Annotated in this window: 21 protein-coding genes; 2 read left to right on the forward strand and 19 right to left on the reverse strand. The window is 67.7% G+C overall.

The genetic code is table 11. The features are described from left to right. Nucleotides 1-54: 54 nt before the first annotated feature. A complete protein-coding gene (coaA, locus tag ACIBA9_RS24395) occupies nucleotides 55-1,023 on the forward strand; it encodes a type I pantothenate kinase (RefSeq protein WP_399366139.1) in 969 nt (322 codons plus the stop codon). A gap of 94 nt (nucleotides 1,024-1,117) precedes the next feature. On the opposite strand, the gene glmM is transcribed toward coaA, so the two are convergent. The 3 genes from glmM to rplM all read right to left on the reverse strand — a co-directional run bounded on the left by glmM (nucleotide 1,118) and on the right by rplM (nucleotide 3,654). Beyond that, the gene (glmM, locus tag ACIBA9_RS24400; protein WP_362155180.1) at nucleotides 1,118-2,476 is read right to left on the reverse strand and encodes a phosphoglucosamine mutase; all 1,359 of its coding nucleotides are present in this window, start codon (nucleotides 2,474-2,476) and stop codon (nucleotides 1,118-1,120) included. A 179-nt stretch (nucleotides 2,477-2,655) separates the two neighbouring features. Next, entirely contained in the window at nucleotides 2,656-3,168 is a 513-nt protein-coding gene (gene rpsI / locus ACIBA9_RS24405) for a 30S ribosomal protein S9 (RefSeq protein WP_004927169.1), read from the reverse strand. 42 nt (nucleotides 3,169-3,210) lie between these two features. Further along, nucleotides 3,211-3,654, reverse strand: a complete 444-nt coding sequence (rplM, locus tag ACIBA9_RS24410; protein ID WP_353600321.1) for a 50S ribosomal protein L13 — start codon at nucleotides 3,652-3,654, stop codon at nucleotides 3,211-3,213. A 301-nt stretch (nucleotides 3,655-3,955) separates the two neighbouring features. Here rplM and ACIBA9_RS24415 point away from each other — a divergent pair, with 301 nt between their 5' ends. Then, nucleotides 3,956-4,840 (forward strand): hypothetical protein, encoded by an 885-nt coding sequence (locus ACIBA9_RS24415; RefSeq protein ID WP_399366142.1) that lies wholly within the window; start codon nucleotides 3,956-3,958, stop codon nucleotides 4,838-4,840. 1 nt (nucleotide 4,841) lies between these two features. Here the strand turns inward: ACIBA9_RS24415 and truA are convergent, their stop codons facing one another. The 16 genes from truA to rpsH form a co-directional block, all read right to left on the reverse strand. Beyond that, nucleotides 4,842-5,693: a tRNA pseudouridine(38-40) synthase TruA gene (gene truA, locus ACIBA9_RS24420; RefSeq protein WP_399366144.1), complete on the reverse strand. Its 852-nt coding sequence runs from the start codon at nucleotides 5,691-5,693 to the stop codon at nucleotides 4,842-4,844. A gap of 75 nt (nucleotides 5,694-5,768) precedes the next feature. Further along, nucleotides 5,769-6,263 carry a 50S ribosomal protein L17 gene (rplQ, locus tag ACIBA9_RS24425; RefSeq protein ID WP_399366146.1) on the reverse strand — a complete coding sequence of 165 codons (495 nt, stop codon included), beginning with the start codon at nucleotides 6,261-6,263 and terminating at the stop codon, nucleotides 5,769-5,771. 147 nt (nucleotides 6,264-6,410) lie between these two features. Further along, the gene (locus ACIBA9_RS24430; RefSeq protein ID WP_003966937.1) at nucleotides 6,411-7,433 is read right to left on the reverse strand and encodes a DNA-directed RNA polymerase subunit alpha; all 1,023 of its coding nucleotides are present in this window, start codon (nucleotides 7,431-7,433) and stop codon (nucleotides 6,411-6,413) included. 149 nt (nucleotides 7,434-7,582) lie between these two features. Further along, entirely contained in the window at nucleotides 7,583-7,987 is a 405-nt protein-coding gene (rpsK, locus tag ACIBA9_RS24435; RefSeq protein WP_003956432.1) for a 30S ribosomal protein S11, read from the reverse strand. Between the two features lie 65 nt (nucleotides 7,988-8,052). Further along, nucleotides 8,053-8,433, reverse strand: coding sequence for a 30S ribosomal protein S13 (gene rpsM, locus ACIBA9_RS24440; protein ID WP_362155169.1), 381 nt, complete (start codon nucleotides 8,431-8,433; stop codon nucleotides 8,053-8,055). A 188-nt stretch (nucleotides 8,434-8,621) separates the two neighbouring features. Next, nucleotides 8,622-8,735 carry a 50S ribosomal protein L36 gene (rpmJ, locus tag ACIBA9_RS24445; RefSeq protein ID WP_003998809.1) on the reverse strand — a complete coding sequence of 38 codons (114 nt, stop codon included), beginning with the start codon at nucleotides 8,733-8,735 and terminating at the stop codon, nucleotides 8,622-8,624. Nucleotides 8,736-8,794: 59 nt separating this feature from the next. Next, the gene (infA, locus tag ACIBA9_RS24450) at nucleotides 8,795-9,016 is read right to left on the reverse strand and encodes a translation initiation factor IF-1 (protein ID WP_003948620.1); all 222 of its coding nucleotides are present in this window, start codon (nucleotides 9,014-9,016) and stop codon (nucleotides 8,795-8,797) included. A gap of 214 nt (nucleotides 9,017-9,230) precedes the next feature. Continuing rightward, nucleotides 9,231-10,070, reverse strand: a complete 840-nt coding sequence (gene map, locus ACIBA9_RS24455) for a type I methionyl aminopeptidase (RefSeq protein WP_399366149.1) — start codon at nucleotides 10,068-10,070, stop codon at nucleotides 9,231-9,233. Between the two features lie 123 nt (nucleotides 10,071-10,193). After that, nucleotides 10,194-10,859 carry an adenylate kinase gene (locus ACIBA9_RS24460; RefSeq protein ID WP_399366151.1) on the reverse strand — a complete coding sequence of 222 codons (666 nt, stop codon included), beginning with the start codon at nucleotides 10,857-10,859 and terminating at the stop codon, nucleotides 10,194-10,196. Then, on the reverse strand, nucleotides 10,859-12,172 hold the full coding sequence (secY, locus tag ACIBA9_RS24465) for a preprotein translocase subunit SecY (protein WP_362155162.1): 1,314 nt from the start codon (nucleotides 12,170-12,172) through the stop codon (nucleotides 10,859-10,861). The genes ACIBA9_RS24460 and secY overlap by 1 nt, the downstream gene beginning before the upstream one ends. A gap of 244 nt (nucleotides 12,173-12,416) precedes the next feature. Further along, on the reverse strand, nucleotides 12,417-12,872 hold the full coding sequence (rplO, locus tag ACIBA9_RS24470) for a 50S ribosomal protein L15 (RefSeq protein WP_093824865.1): 456 nt from the start codon (nucleotides 12,870-12,872) through the stop codon (nucleotides 12,417-12,419). A gap of 2 nt (nucleotides 12,873-12,874) precedes the next feature. Next, complete coding sequence (gene rpmD, locus ACIBA9_RS24475) at nucleotides 12,875-13,057, reverse strand: 50S ribosomal protein L30 (protein WP_005481207.1); 183 nt, start codon at nucleotides 13,055-13,057, stop codon at nucleotides 12,875-12,877. Beyond that, nucleotides 13,057-13,665: a 30S ribosomal protein S5 gene (gene rpsE / locus ACIBA9_RS24480; protein WP_007384078.1), complete on the reverse strand. Its 609-nt coding sequence runs from the start codon at nucleotides 13,663-13,665 to the stop codon at nucleotides 13,057-13,059. Before rpsE ends, rpmD begins: the two co-directional genes overlap by 1 nt. 41 nt (nucleotides 13,666-13,706) lie before the next feature. Further along, complete coding sequence (gene rplR, locus ACIBA9_RS24485; protein ID WP_362155159.1) at nucleotides 13,707-14,090, reverse strand: 50S ribosomal protein L18; 384 nt, start codon at nucleotides 14,088-14,090, stop codon at nucleotides 13,707-13,709. 3 nt (nucleotides 14,091-14,093) lie between these two features. After that, on the reverse strand, nucleotides 14,094-14,633 hold the full coding sequence (gene rplF / locus ACIBA9_RS24490; RefSeq protein ID WP_399366154.1) for a 50S ribosomal protein L6: 540 nt from the start codon (nucleotides 14,631-14,633) through the stop codon (nucleotides 14,094-14,096). Between the two features lie 24 nt (nucleotides 14,634-14,657). Then, a complete protein-coding gene (rpsH, locus tag ACIBA9_RS24495; protein WP_007384075.1) occupies nucleotides 14,658-15,056 on the reverse strand; it encodes a 30S ribosomal protein S8 in 399 nt (132 codons plus the stop codon). Between the last annotated feature and the right edge of the window lie 116 nt (nucleotides 15,057-15,172).

A 15,172-nucleotide genomic window follows, 5' to 3' on the forward strand; every position in this document is an offset into this window, starting at 1 on the left:
GCCACCCCGTTCAAACTCCGTTCACAATGGACTGTGATCTCACCGGTCTCTCCGATGCCCCGGAGCGCCCACCGGCACAGGCCGGAGGCGACTCCCTACGTCGACCTCACCCGCGCCGAGTGGAGCGCGCTGCGCGACAAGACGCCGCTCCCGCTCACCGCCGCGGAGGTGGAGAAGCTCCGCGGCCTCGGCGACGTCATCGACCTCGACGAGGTGCGGGACATCTACCTCCCGCTCTCCCGGCTCCTCAACCTCTACGTCGGTGCCACGGACGGCCTGCGGGGAGCGCTGAACACCTTCCTCGGCGAGCAGGGCTCCCAGTCCGGCACCCCCTTCGTCATAGGAGTCGCCGGCTCCGTCGCCGTGGGCAAGTCCACGGTGGCCCGCCTGCTCCAGGCGCTGCTCTCCCGCTGGCCCGAACACCCGCGCGTGGAACTGGTCACCACGGACGGCTTCCTGCTGCCCACCCGGGAGCTGGAGGCCCGCGGCCTGATGTCGCGGAAAGGATTCCCCGAGTCCTACGACCGCCGGGCCCTCACCCGCTTCGTCGCCGACATCAAGGCCGGCAAGGCCGAGGTGACCGCGCCCGTCTACTCCCACCTGATCTACGACATCGTGCGGGACGAGCGGCTCACCGTCCGCCGCCCGGACATCCTGATCGTCGAGGGTCTCAACGTCCTCCAGCCCGCCCTGCCCGGCAAGGACGGCCGCACCCGGGTGGGTCTCGCCGACTACTTCGACTTCAGCGTGTACGTCGACGCCGGCGCCGACGACATCGAGCGCTGGTACCTCAACCGCTTCACCAAGCTGCGGCGGACGGCGTTCCAGAACCCGAACTCCTACTTCCGCAAGTACACCCAGGTCTCCGAGGAGGAGGCCCTCGACTACGCCCGCACCCTGTGGCGGACGATCAACAAGCCCAATCTGGTCGAGAACATCGCCCCCACCCGCGGCCGCGCCACCCTCATCGTGCGCAAGGGACCGGACCACAAGGTGCAGCGGCTGCGGCTCCGCAAGCTGTGACGCAGCGCATCCGCGCCTGATCACCCCGACGCCGCCGGTCACCCACGTGGCCTTCATCCGGGGCCGGCATGGCGCCGGCCCCGGGCGCCCGGAACTATCCCAGCGCCGACTTCACCGCGTCCGCCAGCCGGCCGGCGACCGAGCGGGCCTGCTCGATGTCGGCGGCCTCGACCATGACCCGGACCAGCGGCTCGGTACCCGAGGGACGCAGCAGCACCCGCCCCGTCTCGCCCAGCTCCCGCTCCGCCTCGGCGACCGCGGCGGCCAGGTCGGCCGACGTGCTCACCCGGGACTTGTCCACGTCCGGGACGTTGACCAGCACCTGCGGCAGCCGCTCCATCACGGCGGCCAGGTCGCGCAGCGTACGGCCGCTCTGTGCGACCCGCGCCGCCAGCAGCAGCCCGGTCAGGGTGCCGTCACCGGTCGTCGCGTGGTCCAGGATGATCACGTGCCCGGACTGTTCGCCGCCCAGCGCGAAGTCGTGCCGCTTCATCTCCTCCAGCACGTACCGGTCACCGACGGCCGTCTGCACCAGCCGGATGCCCGCGCGCTCCATCGCCAGCTTGAAGCCGAGATTGGACATCACCGTGGCGACGACCGTGTCGGACCGCAGTGCGGAGCGCTCGCGCATCGCCAGCGCGAGCACGGCGAGGATCTGGTCGCCGTCGACCTCCTCGCCGGTGTGGTCCACGGCAAGGCACCGGTCGGCGTCACCGTCGTGCGCGATGCCGAGGTGCGCCCCGTGTCCGACGACGGCGGCCTTCAGCTTGTCCAGATGGGTGGAGCCGCAGCCGTCGTTGATGTTGAGCCCGTCCGGCTCGGCGCCGATCGTGACGACCTCGGCGCCCGCCCGGGAGAACACCGCCGGCGAGACCCCCGAGGCCGCGCCGTGCGCTTCGTCCAGGACGATCTTCAGGCCGTCGAGCCGGTTGGGCAGCACCGACAGCAGATGGGCGACGTACTGCTCGAAGCCCTCCTCGTACGACCGCACCCGGCCGACGCCGGCCCCCGTCGGCCGCTGCCAGGGCTCACCGTGCCGGTGCGAGTCGTACACCGCCTCGATCCGGTCCTCCAGGTCGTCGGCCAGCTTGTGGCCGCCGCGGGCGAAGAACTTGATGCCGTTGTCCGGCATGGCGTTGTGGCTCGCGGAGAGCATCACGCCCAGGTCGGCGCCGAGCGCGCCGGTGAGGTGGGCGACCGCCGGCGTCGGCAGCACACCCACGCACAGCACGTCCACACCGGCGCTGGCCAGGCCCGCGACCACGGCCGCCTGCAGGAACTCCCCGGACGCGCGCGGGTCCCGTCCGACCACGGCCGTCGGCCGGTGGCCCTCGAAGGTGCCCGACTCGGCCAGCACGTGTGCCGCGGCGACGGAGAGGCCGAGCGCCATCTCGGCCGTGAGATCCGCGTTGGCGACACCGCGTACGCCGTCCGTGCCGAAGAGTCGTCCCACTTGTCCTCCTGAGGAAGCGTCCATGCTGCCGGGAATGATGGCAGACGCCATGCGATCCGGTCACACAAGCCTTTGAGCGTCTTGTGTCGTTATACGCCCTTGGCCGGGATAAACGAACGCCCCGACGGCACATGTGGCGTGCCGCCGGGGCGTTCGGAGTACGAGCAGGCAGCTGCTGTTTAGCGCTTGCTGTACTGCGGGGCCTTGCGGGCCTTCTTCAGACCGGCCTTCTTGCGCTCGACCGCACGGTCGTCGCGCTTGAGGAAGCCGGCCTTCTTCAGCGGGCCGCGGTTGTTGTCGACGTCGGCCTCGTTCAGCGCGCGGGCGACACCGAGACGGAGCGCACCGGCCTGACCGGAGACACCGCCACCCGCGATGCGGGCGATGACGTCGTAACGACCCTCGAGCTCGAGCACCTTGAAGGGCTCGTTGACTTCCTGCTGGTGCACCTTGTTCGGGAAGTAGTCCTCGAGGGTGCGACCGTTGATCTTCCACTTGCCGGTGCCCGGGACGATCCGGACGCGGGCGATGGCGTTCTTGCGACGGCCCAGGCCGGCGGCCGGCTGGGGCTCGCCGAAGCGGGAAGCCATCGACTCCGAGGTGTACTCACCCTCGACGGGGACCTCGGACTCGGTGGTGTAGCTGTCGATGTCAAGCTCTTCGAGCGGCTGCTCGGCAGTGGTCTCGGCCACGATTCTCCTCAGATTCCGTTCAGTCTTAGGGGGTGGCCGGTACTACTGCGCGACCTGGGTGATCTCGAACGGCTGCGGCTGCTGCGCGCCGTGCGGGTGCTGGTCACCCTTGTAGACCTTCAGCTTCGAGAGCATCTGACGGCCCAGCGTGTTCTTGGGGAGCATGCCCTTGACGGCCTTCTCGACGGCCTTCTCGGGGTTCTTGTCGAGCAGCTCGTCGTAACGGACGGAACGCAGACCACCCGGGTAGCCGGAGTGGCGGTAGGCCATCTTCTGCGTCCGCTTGTTGCCCGACAGGTGCACCTTGTCGGCGTTGATGATGATGACGAAGTCACCAGCGTCGACGTGCGGCGCGTAGATCGGCTTGTGCTTACCCCGGAGGAGGGTCGCTGCGGTGGTGGCGAGACGGCCCAGGACAACGTCCTGAGCGTCGATGACGTGCCACTGGCGCGTCACATCGCCGGGCTTGGGGCTGTACGTACGCACGGTTCGTAGCCTTCGCTTCGAGTGAATGGTCCTGAACAGGTCACCGAAACGATCACGACAGCCTGGACCGCACGGCGGCGACGCATACCGCGTACGTGGGGTCGCTGGTCATCGGCCCGGTGGACCGGTGTAAGGGCCCGTCCCGTGAGAATGAGCAAGCCAATACACAACGAAGAAGCAGGTTACCGTGAGGCCCCCGGACGGGTCAAAACGAGGCATGCCGACAGGCGCACGCCGGACAAACGAGGCATGCCGCCGGACGCGGTCCGACATCCCCCGGCCCCCGTCTAAGATGCGCCCCATGAGTTACGGGCAGGGGGGCTCCCAGTCTCAGTGGGATCCCTGGAAACCGCAATCGCAACAGCAGCCGTGGAGCAGTGGCGGTGATGACGGGACTCCGGACTGGGCCGCGCTCGCGCAGGCCTCGGAGACCCGCAACAAACGCCGCAGGCTGCTGTTCATCGGCGGTGGCGCGCTCGCCACGGCCGCCGTCGGCACGGCCGTCGCCCTGGCCGTCGTCTCCGCGAACGGCGGCGGCGACCCGCAGGCCGGTGGCGGCAACCTGCCCGCCGGCGCCTCGCTGCCGGGCTCGGCGTCCACGACGCCGTCCTTCGCGCCCACCAGCGCCCCGCCACCGCTGGACCCGAAGGACTTCATATCCAGCGCCAAGAAGGACACCGCCCCGCTCAGCCCCGCCACGCTCTTCCCCGGCACCCGGCTGACCATGGGCGACACGGTGTACCAGAAGGGCGCCACGGCCGACACGAAGGACTGCGCCTCGGCCGCCGGCGGCAACCTGCCGAAGGTCCTCACGGCCAACGGCTGCACCCGCCTGCTGCGCGCGACCTACAGCAAGGGTGGCATCGCGGTCACCGTCGGCGTCGCCGTCTTCGACACCGAGGCACAGGCCACGAAGACCAAGTCCCAGGCGGGCAGCAAGAAGAGCCTCGTGCACTCCCTGCCCGGCAAGGGCGTCAAGGACTTCTGCAACGCCGCGATCTGCCGCACCACCACGAACGCCTACGGCCGCTACGCCTACTTCACGATCGCCGGCTTCACCAACGGCAAGAGCGTCACGACGAAGGACAGCGCGGTCTTCGGCATGGGCGACGACCTCGGACAGTTCACCTTCGACCAGATCCACCGCCGCGGCCAGGCACAGGCGTCCGCGGCGGCGAACCGGTAGCTCAGCAGCACCCCGCCGAGGGAAGCGAGCGCTTGTTCCGGGCCTCCTTGTTCCGGGCGGCCAGCAGCTCGTCGGCCGGGTAACCGACCTCCTCCAGCGTCAGCCCGTGCGGCCGTACGACGTGCACCGCGGAGTCGCGGACCCCGGCGGCGAGCACCTTGCCGGGCCACTCCGGCCCGCGGTGCCCGTCCCCGACGAACAGCAGCGCCCCGATCAGCGAGCGCACCATGTTGTGGCAGAAGGCGTCCGCCCGCACGGTCGCGGTGATCACCCCGTCCGCGCCCCGCTCAAGGCTCAGCTCCTGCAGCGTGCGGATCGTGGTGGCGCCCTCGCGCCGCTTGCAGTAGGCGGCGAAGTCGTGCTCGCCGAGCAGCGCCCGGGCGGCCTCGTTCATGGCGTCGACGTCGAGCGGCCAGTCGTGCCACAGCACGTGGCCGCGCAGCAGCGGATCCACTCCCCCGGGGTCGTCGGTGACCCGGTACGCGTAGCGGCGCCAGATGGCGGAGAACCGGGCGTTGAAGCCCTCCGGCGCCTCGGTGAGCCGCCACACCCGCACGTCCTTGGACAGCCGCCCGGCGAGCCGCTTGAGCAGCTTCTCGCGGTGCTCGGCCCACACGTCCCCGGGCAGGTCGACGTGGGCCACCTGCCCGCGCGCGTGCACCCCGGCGTCCGTCCGCCCGGCCACGGTCAGCTCGTACGTCTCCTTCGACCGCGTCACCGTACGCAGGGCGTCCTCGATCTCCCCCTGCACGGTCCGCTTGCCGCCGGCCTGCTTGGCCCAGCCGTGGAAGCCTGAGCCGTCGTAGGACAGGTCGAGGCGGACGCGGACATGACCGGGCTGTACTTCACTCACAGATCAGATCCTCTCAGTACGCGAAAGCGGGCCCGCCCCGAAGGGCGAGCCCGCTTTACAGCGTCAGGCAGAGCCTCAGGCGTCCTTGGACTCCTCGGCCGGAGCCTCGGTGGCGTCCTCGGCCTTGGTCTCCTCGACCTTGGTCTCGTCCGCCTCCTTGACCGCGCGCTTGGTGGCGGCCTCGGCCTCACCCACGGCGTTCTGCTGCACCGTCAGCGCCTCGACCAGCTCGATGACGGCCATGGGCGCGTTGTCGCCACGGCGGTTACCGATCTTGGTGATGCGGGTGTAGCCACCGGGACGGTTCTCGTACCGCGGGCCGATCTCGGTGAAGAGCGTGTGCACGATGCTCTTGTCCGTGATGACCTGGAGCACCTGACGGCGGTTGTGAAGGTCGCCCTTCTTCGCCTTGGTGACCAGACGCTCGGCGTACGGGCGCAGCCGGCGGGCCTTCGCCTCGGTGGTGGTGATGCGGCCGTGCTCGAAGAGGCTCTTCGCGAGGTTCGCGAGGAGCAGCTTCTCGTGCGCGGCGCTGCCGCCCATACGGGCACCCTTGGTGGGCTTCGGCATGGTGTTTCTCCTAGGTGTCTGCCCCGGCCGTATCAGGTACCGGAGTCAGTATCCGAGCGGGCGGTCGCCCGTCGGAGATCCAGGCCCCCGAGGGGGCCTGGAAGGGGCGCGGGGAATCGCGCGCAGTACGGCCTCCCCGCGGAGCACTCAGTACTGCTCGGTCTCCACGAAACCGGCGTCCGCGTCGTCGTCGGCACCGAAGGCGTCGGCCGCGGCGGTCGGGTCGAATCCGGGCGGGCTGTCCTTCAGGGCCAGGCCCATGCCGGCCAGCTTCGCCTTGACCTCGTCGATGGACTTCGCACCGAAGTTGCGGATGTCCAGCAGGTCGGCCTCGGAACGCGCGACGAGCTCACCCACGGAGTGGATGCCCTCACGCTTGAGGCAGTTGTAGGAGCGGACCGTGAGCTCCAGCTCCTCGATCGGCAGCGCGAGATCGGCGGCAAGGGCGGCGTCCGTGGGGGACGGGCCCATGTCGATGCCCTCGGCGTCGATGTTGAGCTCGCGAGCCAGACCGAACAGCTCGACCAGGGTCTTGCCCGCGGAGGCCATGGCGTCACGGGGACGCATCGCCTGCTTGGTCTCGACGTCGACGATCAGCTTGTCGAAGTCGGTGCGCTGCTCGACACGGGTCGCCTCGACCTTGTACGTGACCTTGAGAACCGGCGAGTAGATGGAGTCGACCGGGATACGGCCGATCTCCTGGCCCACCTGCTTGTTCTGCACGGCGGAGACGTAGCCGCGACCGCGCTCGACGGTCAGCTCCATCTCCAGCTTGCCCTTGCCGTTGAGCGTGGCGAGGACCAGGTCGGGGTTGTGCACCTCGACACCGGCCGGGGGCGCGATGTCGGCGGCGGTGACCAGACCCGGGCCCTGCTTGCGCAGGTACATCACGACCGGCTCGTCGTGCTCCGAGGAGACGACCAGCTGCTTGATGTTGAGGATCAGGTCGGTGACGTCCTCCTTGACGCCCGGCACGGTGGTGAACTCGTGCAGGACGCCGTCGATGCGGATGCTGGTGACAGCGGCACCCGGGATCGAGGACAGCAGGGTACGGCGCAGGGAGTTGCCGAGGGTGTAGCCGAAGCCCGGCTCCAGCGGCTCGATCACGAACCGGGAGCGGAACTCGTCGACGACCTCTTCGGTCAACGAGGGACGCTGAGCGATCAGCATGTGTGGATCAGATCCTTCTTTCGTGGACGCCCGCTATTTGACGCCCGACGGAAACCGCACCCGGTGAGAAGTGCGGGTACTGCAAGGGTACGGGCGATACGGCCCGTGTTACGGGGTCGTACCGCCCGAATCCTCGAAGCGACCGTGCGTCAGACGCGGCGGCGCTTCGGCGGACGGCAGCCGTTGTGCGGGGTCGGGGTGACGTCCTGGATGGAGCCGACCTCGAGACCGGTCGCCTGGAGCGAACGGATGGCGGTCTCACGACCGGAACCCGGGCCCTTGACGAACACGTCGACCTTGCGCATGCCGTGCTCCTGGGCGCGGCGGGCAGCCGACTCGGCGGCCATCTGCGCGGCGAACGGCGTGGACTTCCGGGAGCCCTTGAAGCCGACGTGGCCGGCGGAGGCCCAGGAGATCACGTTGCCCGACGGGTCCGTGATGGACACGATCGTGTTGTTGAACGTGCTCTTGATGTGCGCGTGGCCGTGAGCGACGTTCTTCTTTTCCTTGCGGCGCACCTTCTTGGCAGCGCCCTGACGTCCCTTGGGGGGCATCTACTAACTCCTACGGGAGGTGGTCGGTCCTACAGCGAAGACCGTGGACAGAGGTCCGCTGCGGACTACTTCTTGCCCGGCTTCTTCTTGCCGGCGATGGCGCGACGCGGGCCCTTGCGGGTACGAGCGTTGGTGCTGGTGCGCTGACCGCGGACGGGCAGGCCGCGACGGTGACGGAGACCCTGGTAGCAGCCGATCTCGACCTTGCGGCGGATGTCGGCCTGGATCTCGCGACGGAGGTCACCCTCGGTCTTGATGTTGCTGTCGACGTACTCGCGGATCGCGACCAGCTGCTCTTCGCTCAGGTCACGAACACGGGTGTTCGGGTCGATACCCGTCTCCGCCAGCGTCAGCTGGGAGAGCGTCCGGCCGATGCCGAACACGTAGGTGAGGGCGACCTCCACGCGCTTTTCGCGCGGGATGTCAACACCGGAAACGCGTGCCATTCAATGGCTCCTGGTGAATCTTCGGAGGTCTTCCGCAGAACCGGCTCCCGGCCGCCGTACCAGGTACGAACCGGGTCCCCGGCCTCCGAACCGGGGGTGTCGAGCCGAAGGGCTCGGGTCCTGCGTATGAACATATTCAGCTTGCGTCGCGCGAATCTCTGCGAGGGTGCAGAGGGATCGGTCCTGCGTCAGCCCTGGCGCTGCTTGTGGCGCGGGTTCTCGCAGATGACCATGACCCGACCGTGACGGCGGATCACCCTGCACTTGTCGCAGATCTTCTTGACGCTCGGCTTGACCTTCATTGGTGAGGTTCTCCGGGTCAGTGCCATCGCACCGGGCGGGCCCGGGGCGCGGGCAAGATCTACTTGTAGCGGTAGACGATCCGGCCACGCGTCAGGTCGTACGGAGACAGCTCCACCACGACCCGGTCGTCAGGGAGGATGCGGATGTAGTGCATGCGCATCTTGCCGCTGATGTGTGCCAGGACCTGGTGGCCGTTCTGGAGCTCGACCTTGAACATGGCGTTCGGAAGAGACTCGACGACAGTGCCCTCGATCTCGATGGCACCTTGCTTCTTGGCCACGCTTCGCCCTTCGAATCGACTACCTTGATCGACTCTCGGGCTTACCCTGTTTCCCTTACGGGAGCATGCGGACATGCGGGTGCACGAGAGCCGACGAGTCAGTCTACGTCGCAGCCCTCGGAAAGGCGAATCGAGAGAGACTTCCCCTTGCCGGTGATCCCTATGCCCGAAAGCCGCGGGCCGATGCCGGCGGCGGCGGTGGTGGTGCGGGCTGTCATCCGGCGAGAGGGTCCGGGGCCGCCGTCACGCCGTGCTCGGCGAGCTTCGCCCTGCCCGCGTCCGGGGCCGTCAGGACCAGGGGGCCCTCTTCGGTGAGGGCGACCGAGTGCTCCCAGTGCGAGGACCAGGTGCCGTCGGTGGTGATGACGGTCCAGTCGTCCTCGAGGACCTCGGTTCGGGGGGTGCCGAGGGAGACCATCGGCTCGATCGCGAGGCAGAAGCCGGGCACCAGCTTGGGACCCTTGCCGCGGCGGCGTTCGACGTAGTTCAGCAGGTGCGGGTCCATGTGCATCTCGGTGCCGATGCCGTGGCCGCCGTAGTCCTCGATGATGCCGTAGCGGCCGCCGCCGGGCTTGGGCTGGCGACGGATGTACGTCTCGATGGCCCGGGAGATGTCGACGAGCCGGCTGCCGAGCTTCATGGCCGCGATGCCGGCCCACATCGACTCCTCGGTCACCCGGGAGAGCTCGATCAGCTCCGGCGCGTGGCCCGAGCCGACGAAGGCCGTGTAGGCGGCGTCGCCGTGCCAGCCGTCGACGATCGCGCCGCAGTCGATGGAGATGATGTCGCCGTCCTTGAGGACGACCTCGTCGGAGGGGATGCCGTGGACGACCACGTCGTTGACCGAGGTGCAGATCGTCGCCGGGAAGCCGCCGTAGCCCAGGAAGTTCGACTTGGCCCCGTGCTCGGCCAGCACCTTGCGCGCGACCTCGTCCAGATCGCGCGTGGACGCGCCGGGCACCGCCGCCTCGCGTGTGGCCACGTGGATGGCGGCTACGACCAGGCCCGCCGCACGCATCTTGGCGATCTGCTCGGGGGTCTTGATCTGCACCATGGGGGCCTGCGCTCTCCGTCACTCACGTCGGCTGGGTTACCTACACAACAGTACGGCCGCGGCGCCCTGGGGGTCCCACGGACGACATCCGGGGACGGGCACCGCGGCCGGAAGAACCGCGACCTACTTGTTCTCGGCCTTCTCGCGCTTGAGCGCCTCCAGCGCCCGCTCCGTGACCTCGTCCACCGGACCCAGCGAGGAGATCGTACGGACCAGGCCCTGCGACTTGTAGTAGTCGATGATCGGCTCGGTCTGCGTGTGGTACACCTCGAGCCGCTTGCGGACGGTGTCCTCGGAGTCGTCGTCGCGCTGGTACAGCTCGCCGCCGCAGACGTCGCAGACGCCTTCCTTCTTCGGCGGGCTGTACGTCACGTGGAAGACGTGCGAGGAGTCGTTGCGGCAGATGCGCCGCCCGGCGATCCGCTTGACGACCTCGTCCTCGGGGACCTCCAGGTCCAGGACGGCGTCCAGCGTGATGCCCTCGGACTCCAGCAGCCGGTCCAGCGCCTCGGCCTGCGAGACGTTGCGCGGGAAGCCGTCCAGCAGAAAGCCGTTCTCCGCGTCGGGCTGCTCCATGCGGTCCTTGGCCATCGCGATGGTGACCTCGTCGGGAACGAGGTTGCCGGCGTCCATGTAGGACTTCGCGAGCTTGCCCAGTTCCGTCTGCCGGCTGATGTTGGCCCGGAACAGGTCGCCCGTGGAGATGTGCGGGATGGCCAGCTTCTCGGCGAGCCGTACGGCTTGCGTTCCCTTACCGGCACCCGGCGGCCCGACGAGGACGATACGCATCAGCGGAGGAACCCTTCGTAATTGCGCTGCTGGAGCTGGCTCTCGATCTGCTTCACCGTCTCGAGACCGACACCCACGATGATCAGGATGCTGGTACCACCGAACGGGAAGTTCTGGCTTGCCCCGAAGCCCACCAACGCCATTGTCGGTACGAGAGCGATCAGACCCAGATACAGCGAACCCGGCCAGGTGATCCGGTTGAGCACGTAGCTGAGGTACTCAGCGGTCGGTCGGCCAGCCCGGATGCCCGGGATGAAGCCACCATACTTCTTCATGTTGTCGGCGACTTCCTCGGGGTTGAAGGAGATCGCCACGTAGAAGAACGCGAAGAAAACGATGAGCAAGAAGTACGCAGTGATGTAAATCGGGTGATCGCCCTTGGTGAGGTTCTGCTCGACCCAGGTCTTCCAGCCCGACTTGCCCCCCGCGAACTGCGCCACAAGTGCCGGGATGTAGAGCAGCGAGGAGGCGAAGATGACGGGAATCACACCCGCCTGGTTCACCTTGAGCGGGATGTACGTGGACGTACCACCGTAGGAACGCCGGCCGATCATGCGCTTGGCGTACTGCACCGGAACGCGGCGCTGGGCCTGCTCGACGAAGACGACCAGGGCGACCATGACCAGGCCGACCAGGATCACGGTGCCGAACTCGATCCAGCCGCCGGCCAGGGTGCCCTGCTTCTTGATGGCCCACAGGGCGGACGGGAAGGTCGCGGCGATCGAGATGAACATCAGGATCGACATGCCGTTGCCGATACCGCGGTCGGTGATCAACTCGCCGAGCCACATCACGACGGCCGTACCCGCGGTCATGCAGATGACCATGGTGATGGTGGTGAAGATCGCCTGGTCCGGAACGATCTGACCGGCCACCGAGCACGTACCGAACAGCGCGCCGCTCCGGGCGGTGGCGACCAGGCCGGTGCCCTGCAGGATCGCGAGCGCCACCGTCAGGTACCGGGTGTACTGCGTGATCTTGGCAGTCCCCGCCTGTCCCTCCTTCTTGAGGGCTTCCAGACGCGGAATCACGACCGTCAGCAACTGCAGGATGATGCTCGCCGTGATGTACGGCATGATCCCGAGCGCGAAGATCGTGATCTGCAGCAGAGCACCGCCACTGAACATGTTGACCAGCCCGAAGAGGCCCTGGTTACCCGAGGCCTCCCTGACGCACTGCTGGACAGCCTTGTAGTTGACACCCGGGATCGGGATGTGGGTACCCACCCGGTACACCACGATGATGCCGAGCGTGAAGAGCAGCTTCTTGCGCAGGTCGGGCGTCCTGAACGCCCGGGCGAACGCGGTGAGCACGGTGCCTCCTGCGACCCCCGCGCAACTGCGTCAAGGGTGACGGTCTTGAGAGTCCAATGGAACTACGACATGAATAACGGCTGACTGCCGCTCAGGGTGCCCCATGAGGAGCACCCGGTAAAAGTGGGCAGTGCAAGCCACCTTACCGGCGAGAGCACCACCCTAGGAACGACCAACCGGGGATACCCCTTTTGTGGAGTATCCCCGGTCGGGATCGTTCACGTCATCGGCGGACCTGAGGAACTCAGACCAGCTCGGTGACCGTACCGCCCGCGGCGGTGATCTTCTCCTTGGCGGAGCCGGAGACGGCGTCGACCGTCACCTGCAGCGCCACGGAGATCTCGCCCTGGCCGAGGACCTTGACGAGGCTGTTCTTGCGAACGGCACCCTTGGCCACCAGACCCTCGACGGTGACCTCGCCACCCTCGGGGTAGAGCGAGGCCAGCTTGTCGAGGTTCACGACCTGGAACTCGGTCTTGAACGGGTTCTTGAAGCCCTTCAGCTTCGGAAGACGCATGTGGAGGGGCATCTGGCCACCCTCGAAGCGCTCCGGAACCTGGTAACGGGCCTTGGTGCCCTTGGTACCACGACCAGCCGTCTTACCCTTCGACGCCTCACCACGACCCACACGGGTCTTGGCGGTCTTGGCACCCGGGGCGGGACGGAGGTTGTGGATCTTGAGCGGGTTGTTCTCCGCCATGATCAGTCGACCTCCTCGACCGTCACGAGGTGGCGGACGGTGTGCACCATGCCGCGGAACTCGGGGCGGTCCTCCTTGACGACCTGCGTGTTGATGCCCTTGAGACCAAGGGAGCGCAGGGTGTCACGGTGGTTCTGCTTGCTGCCGATGTACGACTTCGTCTGCGTGATCTTGAGCTGAGCCATTACGCGGCCCCCGCCCCGGCACGCGCACGCAGCAGAGCCGCGGGAGCGACGTCCTCGAGCGGCAGACCACGGCGAGCCGCGATCTCCTCGGGACGCTGCAGGCCCTTGAGGGCCGCCACGGTGGCGTGCACGATGTTGATCGCGTTCGACGAGCCGAGCGACTTCGACAGGATGTCGTGCACGCCGGCGCACTCGAGCACGGCACGCACCGGACCACCGGCGATAACGCCGGTACCGGGGGAAGCCGGCTTGAGCAGGACGACGCCCGCAGCCTTCTCGCCCGTGATCGGGTGCGGGATGGTGCCCTGGATACGGGGGACCTTGAAGAAGTGCTTCTTGGCCTCCTCAACACCCTTGGCGATGGCGGCCGGCACCTCCTTGGCCTTGCCGTAACCGACACCCACGGTGCCGTCACCATCGCCCACCACGACCAGCGCGGTGAAGCTGAAGCGACGACCACCCTTCACAACCTTGGCGACGCGGTTGATCGCGACAACGCGCTCAACGTACGCGGTCTTCTCGGCGGCAGCTGCGCCGCCGTCACGGCCCTTCCGGTCCCGCCGCTCGCCGCCACCGGCACCGCCACCGCGGCGCTGGGGTCCAGCCATTGGAATTACCTCTCTCTGTCTCCGCTAGCTACGGAACCGACTCAGAACTTGAGTCCGGCTTCGCGGGCGGCGTCCGCCAGAGCGGCGATGCGCCCGGCGTACTGGTTACCACCACGGTCGAACACGACGGCCTCGACACCGGCGGCCTTGGCACGCTCGGCGACCAGGGCGCCGACCTGCTTGGCCTGCGAGGACTTGTCGCCCTCGCCACCGCGGACGGACGCGTCCAGGGTGGACGCCGACGCCAGGGTGTGACCCTTGATGTCGTCGATGACCTGGGCCACGATGTGGCGGTTGGAACGCGTCACGACCAGGCGCGGCCGCTCGGCCGTACCCGAGATGTGCTTGCGGATCCGGATGTGGCGACGCTTGATCGCGGCGCGCTTGTAAGCATCGCCCTTGAGGATCTTCTGTCCGTATGCCATGGCTTACTTACCCGCCTTTCCGACCTTGCGGCGGATGACTTCGCCCTCGTACTTGACGCCCTTGGCCTTGTACGGGTCGGGCTTGCGCAGCTTGCGGATGTTGGCCGCAACCTCGCCGACCTTCTGCTTGTCGATGCCCTCGACCGAGAAACGCGTAGGCGCCTCGACCTTGAAGGTGATGCCCTCGGGGGCCTCGACAACGATCGGGTGGCTGTAGCCGAGCGCGAACTCGAGGTTCGAACCCTTGGCGGTCACACGGTAACCGACACCACTGATCTCGAGCTTCTTCACGTAACCCTGGGTCACGCCGGTGATCATGTTCGCCACCAGCGTGCGGGACAGGCCGTGGAGGGCCTTGTTCTGACGCTCGTCGTTGGGGCGGGTGACGTTCAGGACGCCGTCCTCACCCTTGACGATCTCGATCGGTGCCACGACGGTGTGGGTCAGCTCGCCCTTGGGGCCCTTGACCTTGACCGTACGGCCGTCGATGGTGACGTCCACGCCGGCGGGAACCGCGATGGGGAGCTTGCCGATGCGCGACATAGCTGTTTCCTCCGTTCCCTTCTGCTACCAGACGTAGGCGAGGACTTCCCCACCCACGCCCTTCTTGCCGGCCTGCTTGTCGGTGAGGAGCCCGTGCGACGTGGAGATGATCGCCACGCCGAGGCCACCCAGCACCTTGGGCAGGTTGGTGGACTTCGCGTACACCCGGAGACCGGGCTTGGAGATGCGCTTGATGCCCGCGATGGAGCGCTCACGGTTGGGGCCGAACTTCAGCTCCAGGACGAGGTTCTTGCCGACCTCGGCGTCCTCGACCTTCCAGCCCGTGATGAAGCCCTCCTGCTGGAGGATCTCCGCGATGTGCGACTTGATCTTCGATGCCGGCATCGTCACGGAGTCGTGGTATGCCGAGTTCGCGTTTCGCAGACGCGTAAGCATGTCTGCGATCGGATCAGTCATGGTCATGAATTGGCCTTCGGCCTCTCTCGCCGGGGTTTCCTGGTGCGCCATCCCTCTCCCCGATCCGAGACGGGACGGGTGCGGCGCGGTGGACCTACGGCGTAGTAAGTCGTACGGGCGGC

The sequence above is a fragment of the Streptomyces sp. NPDC051452 genome, assembly GCF_044454765.1.
In the GTDB taxonomy this organism is placed as follows: Bacteria; Actinomycetota; Actinomycetes; order Streptomycetales; family Streptomycetaceae; genus Streptomyces.

What these genes read in the sequence shown, in the direction of transcription:
- coaA (WP_399366139.1), top strand. Translation starts at nt 55, where the DNA reads ATGCCCCGGAGCGCCCACCGGCACAGGCCGGAGGCGACTCCCTACGTC.
- ACIBA9_RS24415 (WP_399366142.1), top strand. Translation starts at nt 3,956, where the DNA reads ATGAGTTACGGGCAGGGGGGCTCCCAGTCTCAGTGGGATCCCTGGAAA.
- rplQ (WP_399366146.1), bottom strand. Translation starts at nt 6,263, where the DNA reads ATGCCGAAGCCCACCAAGGGTGCCCGTATGGGCGGCAGCGCCGCGCAC.
- ACIBA9_RS24430 (WP_003966937.1), bottom strand. Translation starts at nt 7,433, where the DNA reads ATGCTGATCGCTCAGCGTCCCTCGTTGACCGAAGAGGTCGTCGACGAG.
- rpsK (WP_003956432.1), bottom strand. Translation starts at nt 7,987, where the DNA reads ATGCCCCCCAAGGGACGTCAGGGCGCTGCCAAGAAGGTGCGCCGCAAG.
- rpsM (WP_362155169.1), bottom strand. Translation starts at nt 8,433, where the DNA reads ATGGCACGCGTTTCCGGTGTTGACATCCCGCGCGAAAAGCGCGTGGAG.
- rpmJ (WP_003998809.1), bottom strand. Translation starts at nt 8,735, where the DNA reads ATGAAGGTCAAGCCGAGCGTCAAGAAGATCTGCGACAAGTGCAGGGTG.
- map (WP_399366149.1), bottom strand. Translation starts at nt 10,070, where the DNA reads ATGGTGCAGATCAAGACCCCCGAGCAGATCGCCAAGATGCGTGCGGCG.
- ACIBA9_RS24460 (WP_399366151.1), bottom strand. Translation starts at nt 10,859, where the DNA reads ATGCGTATCGTCCTCGTCGGGCCGCCGGGTGCCGGTAAGGGAACGCAA.
- rplO (WP_093824865.1), bottom strand. Translation starts at nt 12,872, where the DNA reads ATGGCGGAGAACAACCCGCTCAAGATCCACAACCTCCGTCCCGCCCCG.
- rpmD (WP_005481207.1), bottom strand. Translation starts at nt 13,057, where the DNA reads ATGGCTCAGCTCAAGATCACGCAGACGAAGTCGTACATCGGCAGCAAG.
- rpsE (WP_007384078.1), bottom strand. Translation starts at nt 13,665, where the DNA reads ATGGCTGGACCCCAGCGCCGCGGTGGCGGTGCCGGTGGCGGCGAGCGG.
- rplR (WP_362155159.1), bottom strand. Translation starts at nt 14,090, where the DNA reads ATGGCATACGGACAGAAGATCCTCAAGGGCGATGCTTACAAGCGCGCC.
- rplF (WP_399366154.1), bottom strand. Translation starts at nt 14,633, where the DNA reads ATGTCGCGCATCGGCAAGCTCCCCATCGCGGTTCCCGCCGGCGTGGAC.
- rpsH (WP_007384075.1), bottom strand. Translation starts at nt 15,056, where the DNA reads ATGACCATGACTGATCCGATCGCAGACATGCTTACGCGTCTGCGAAAC.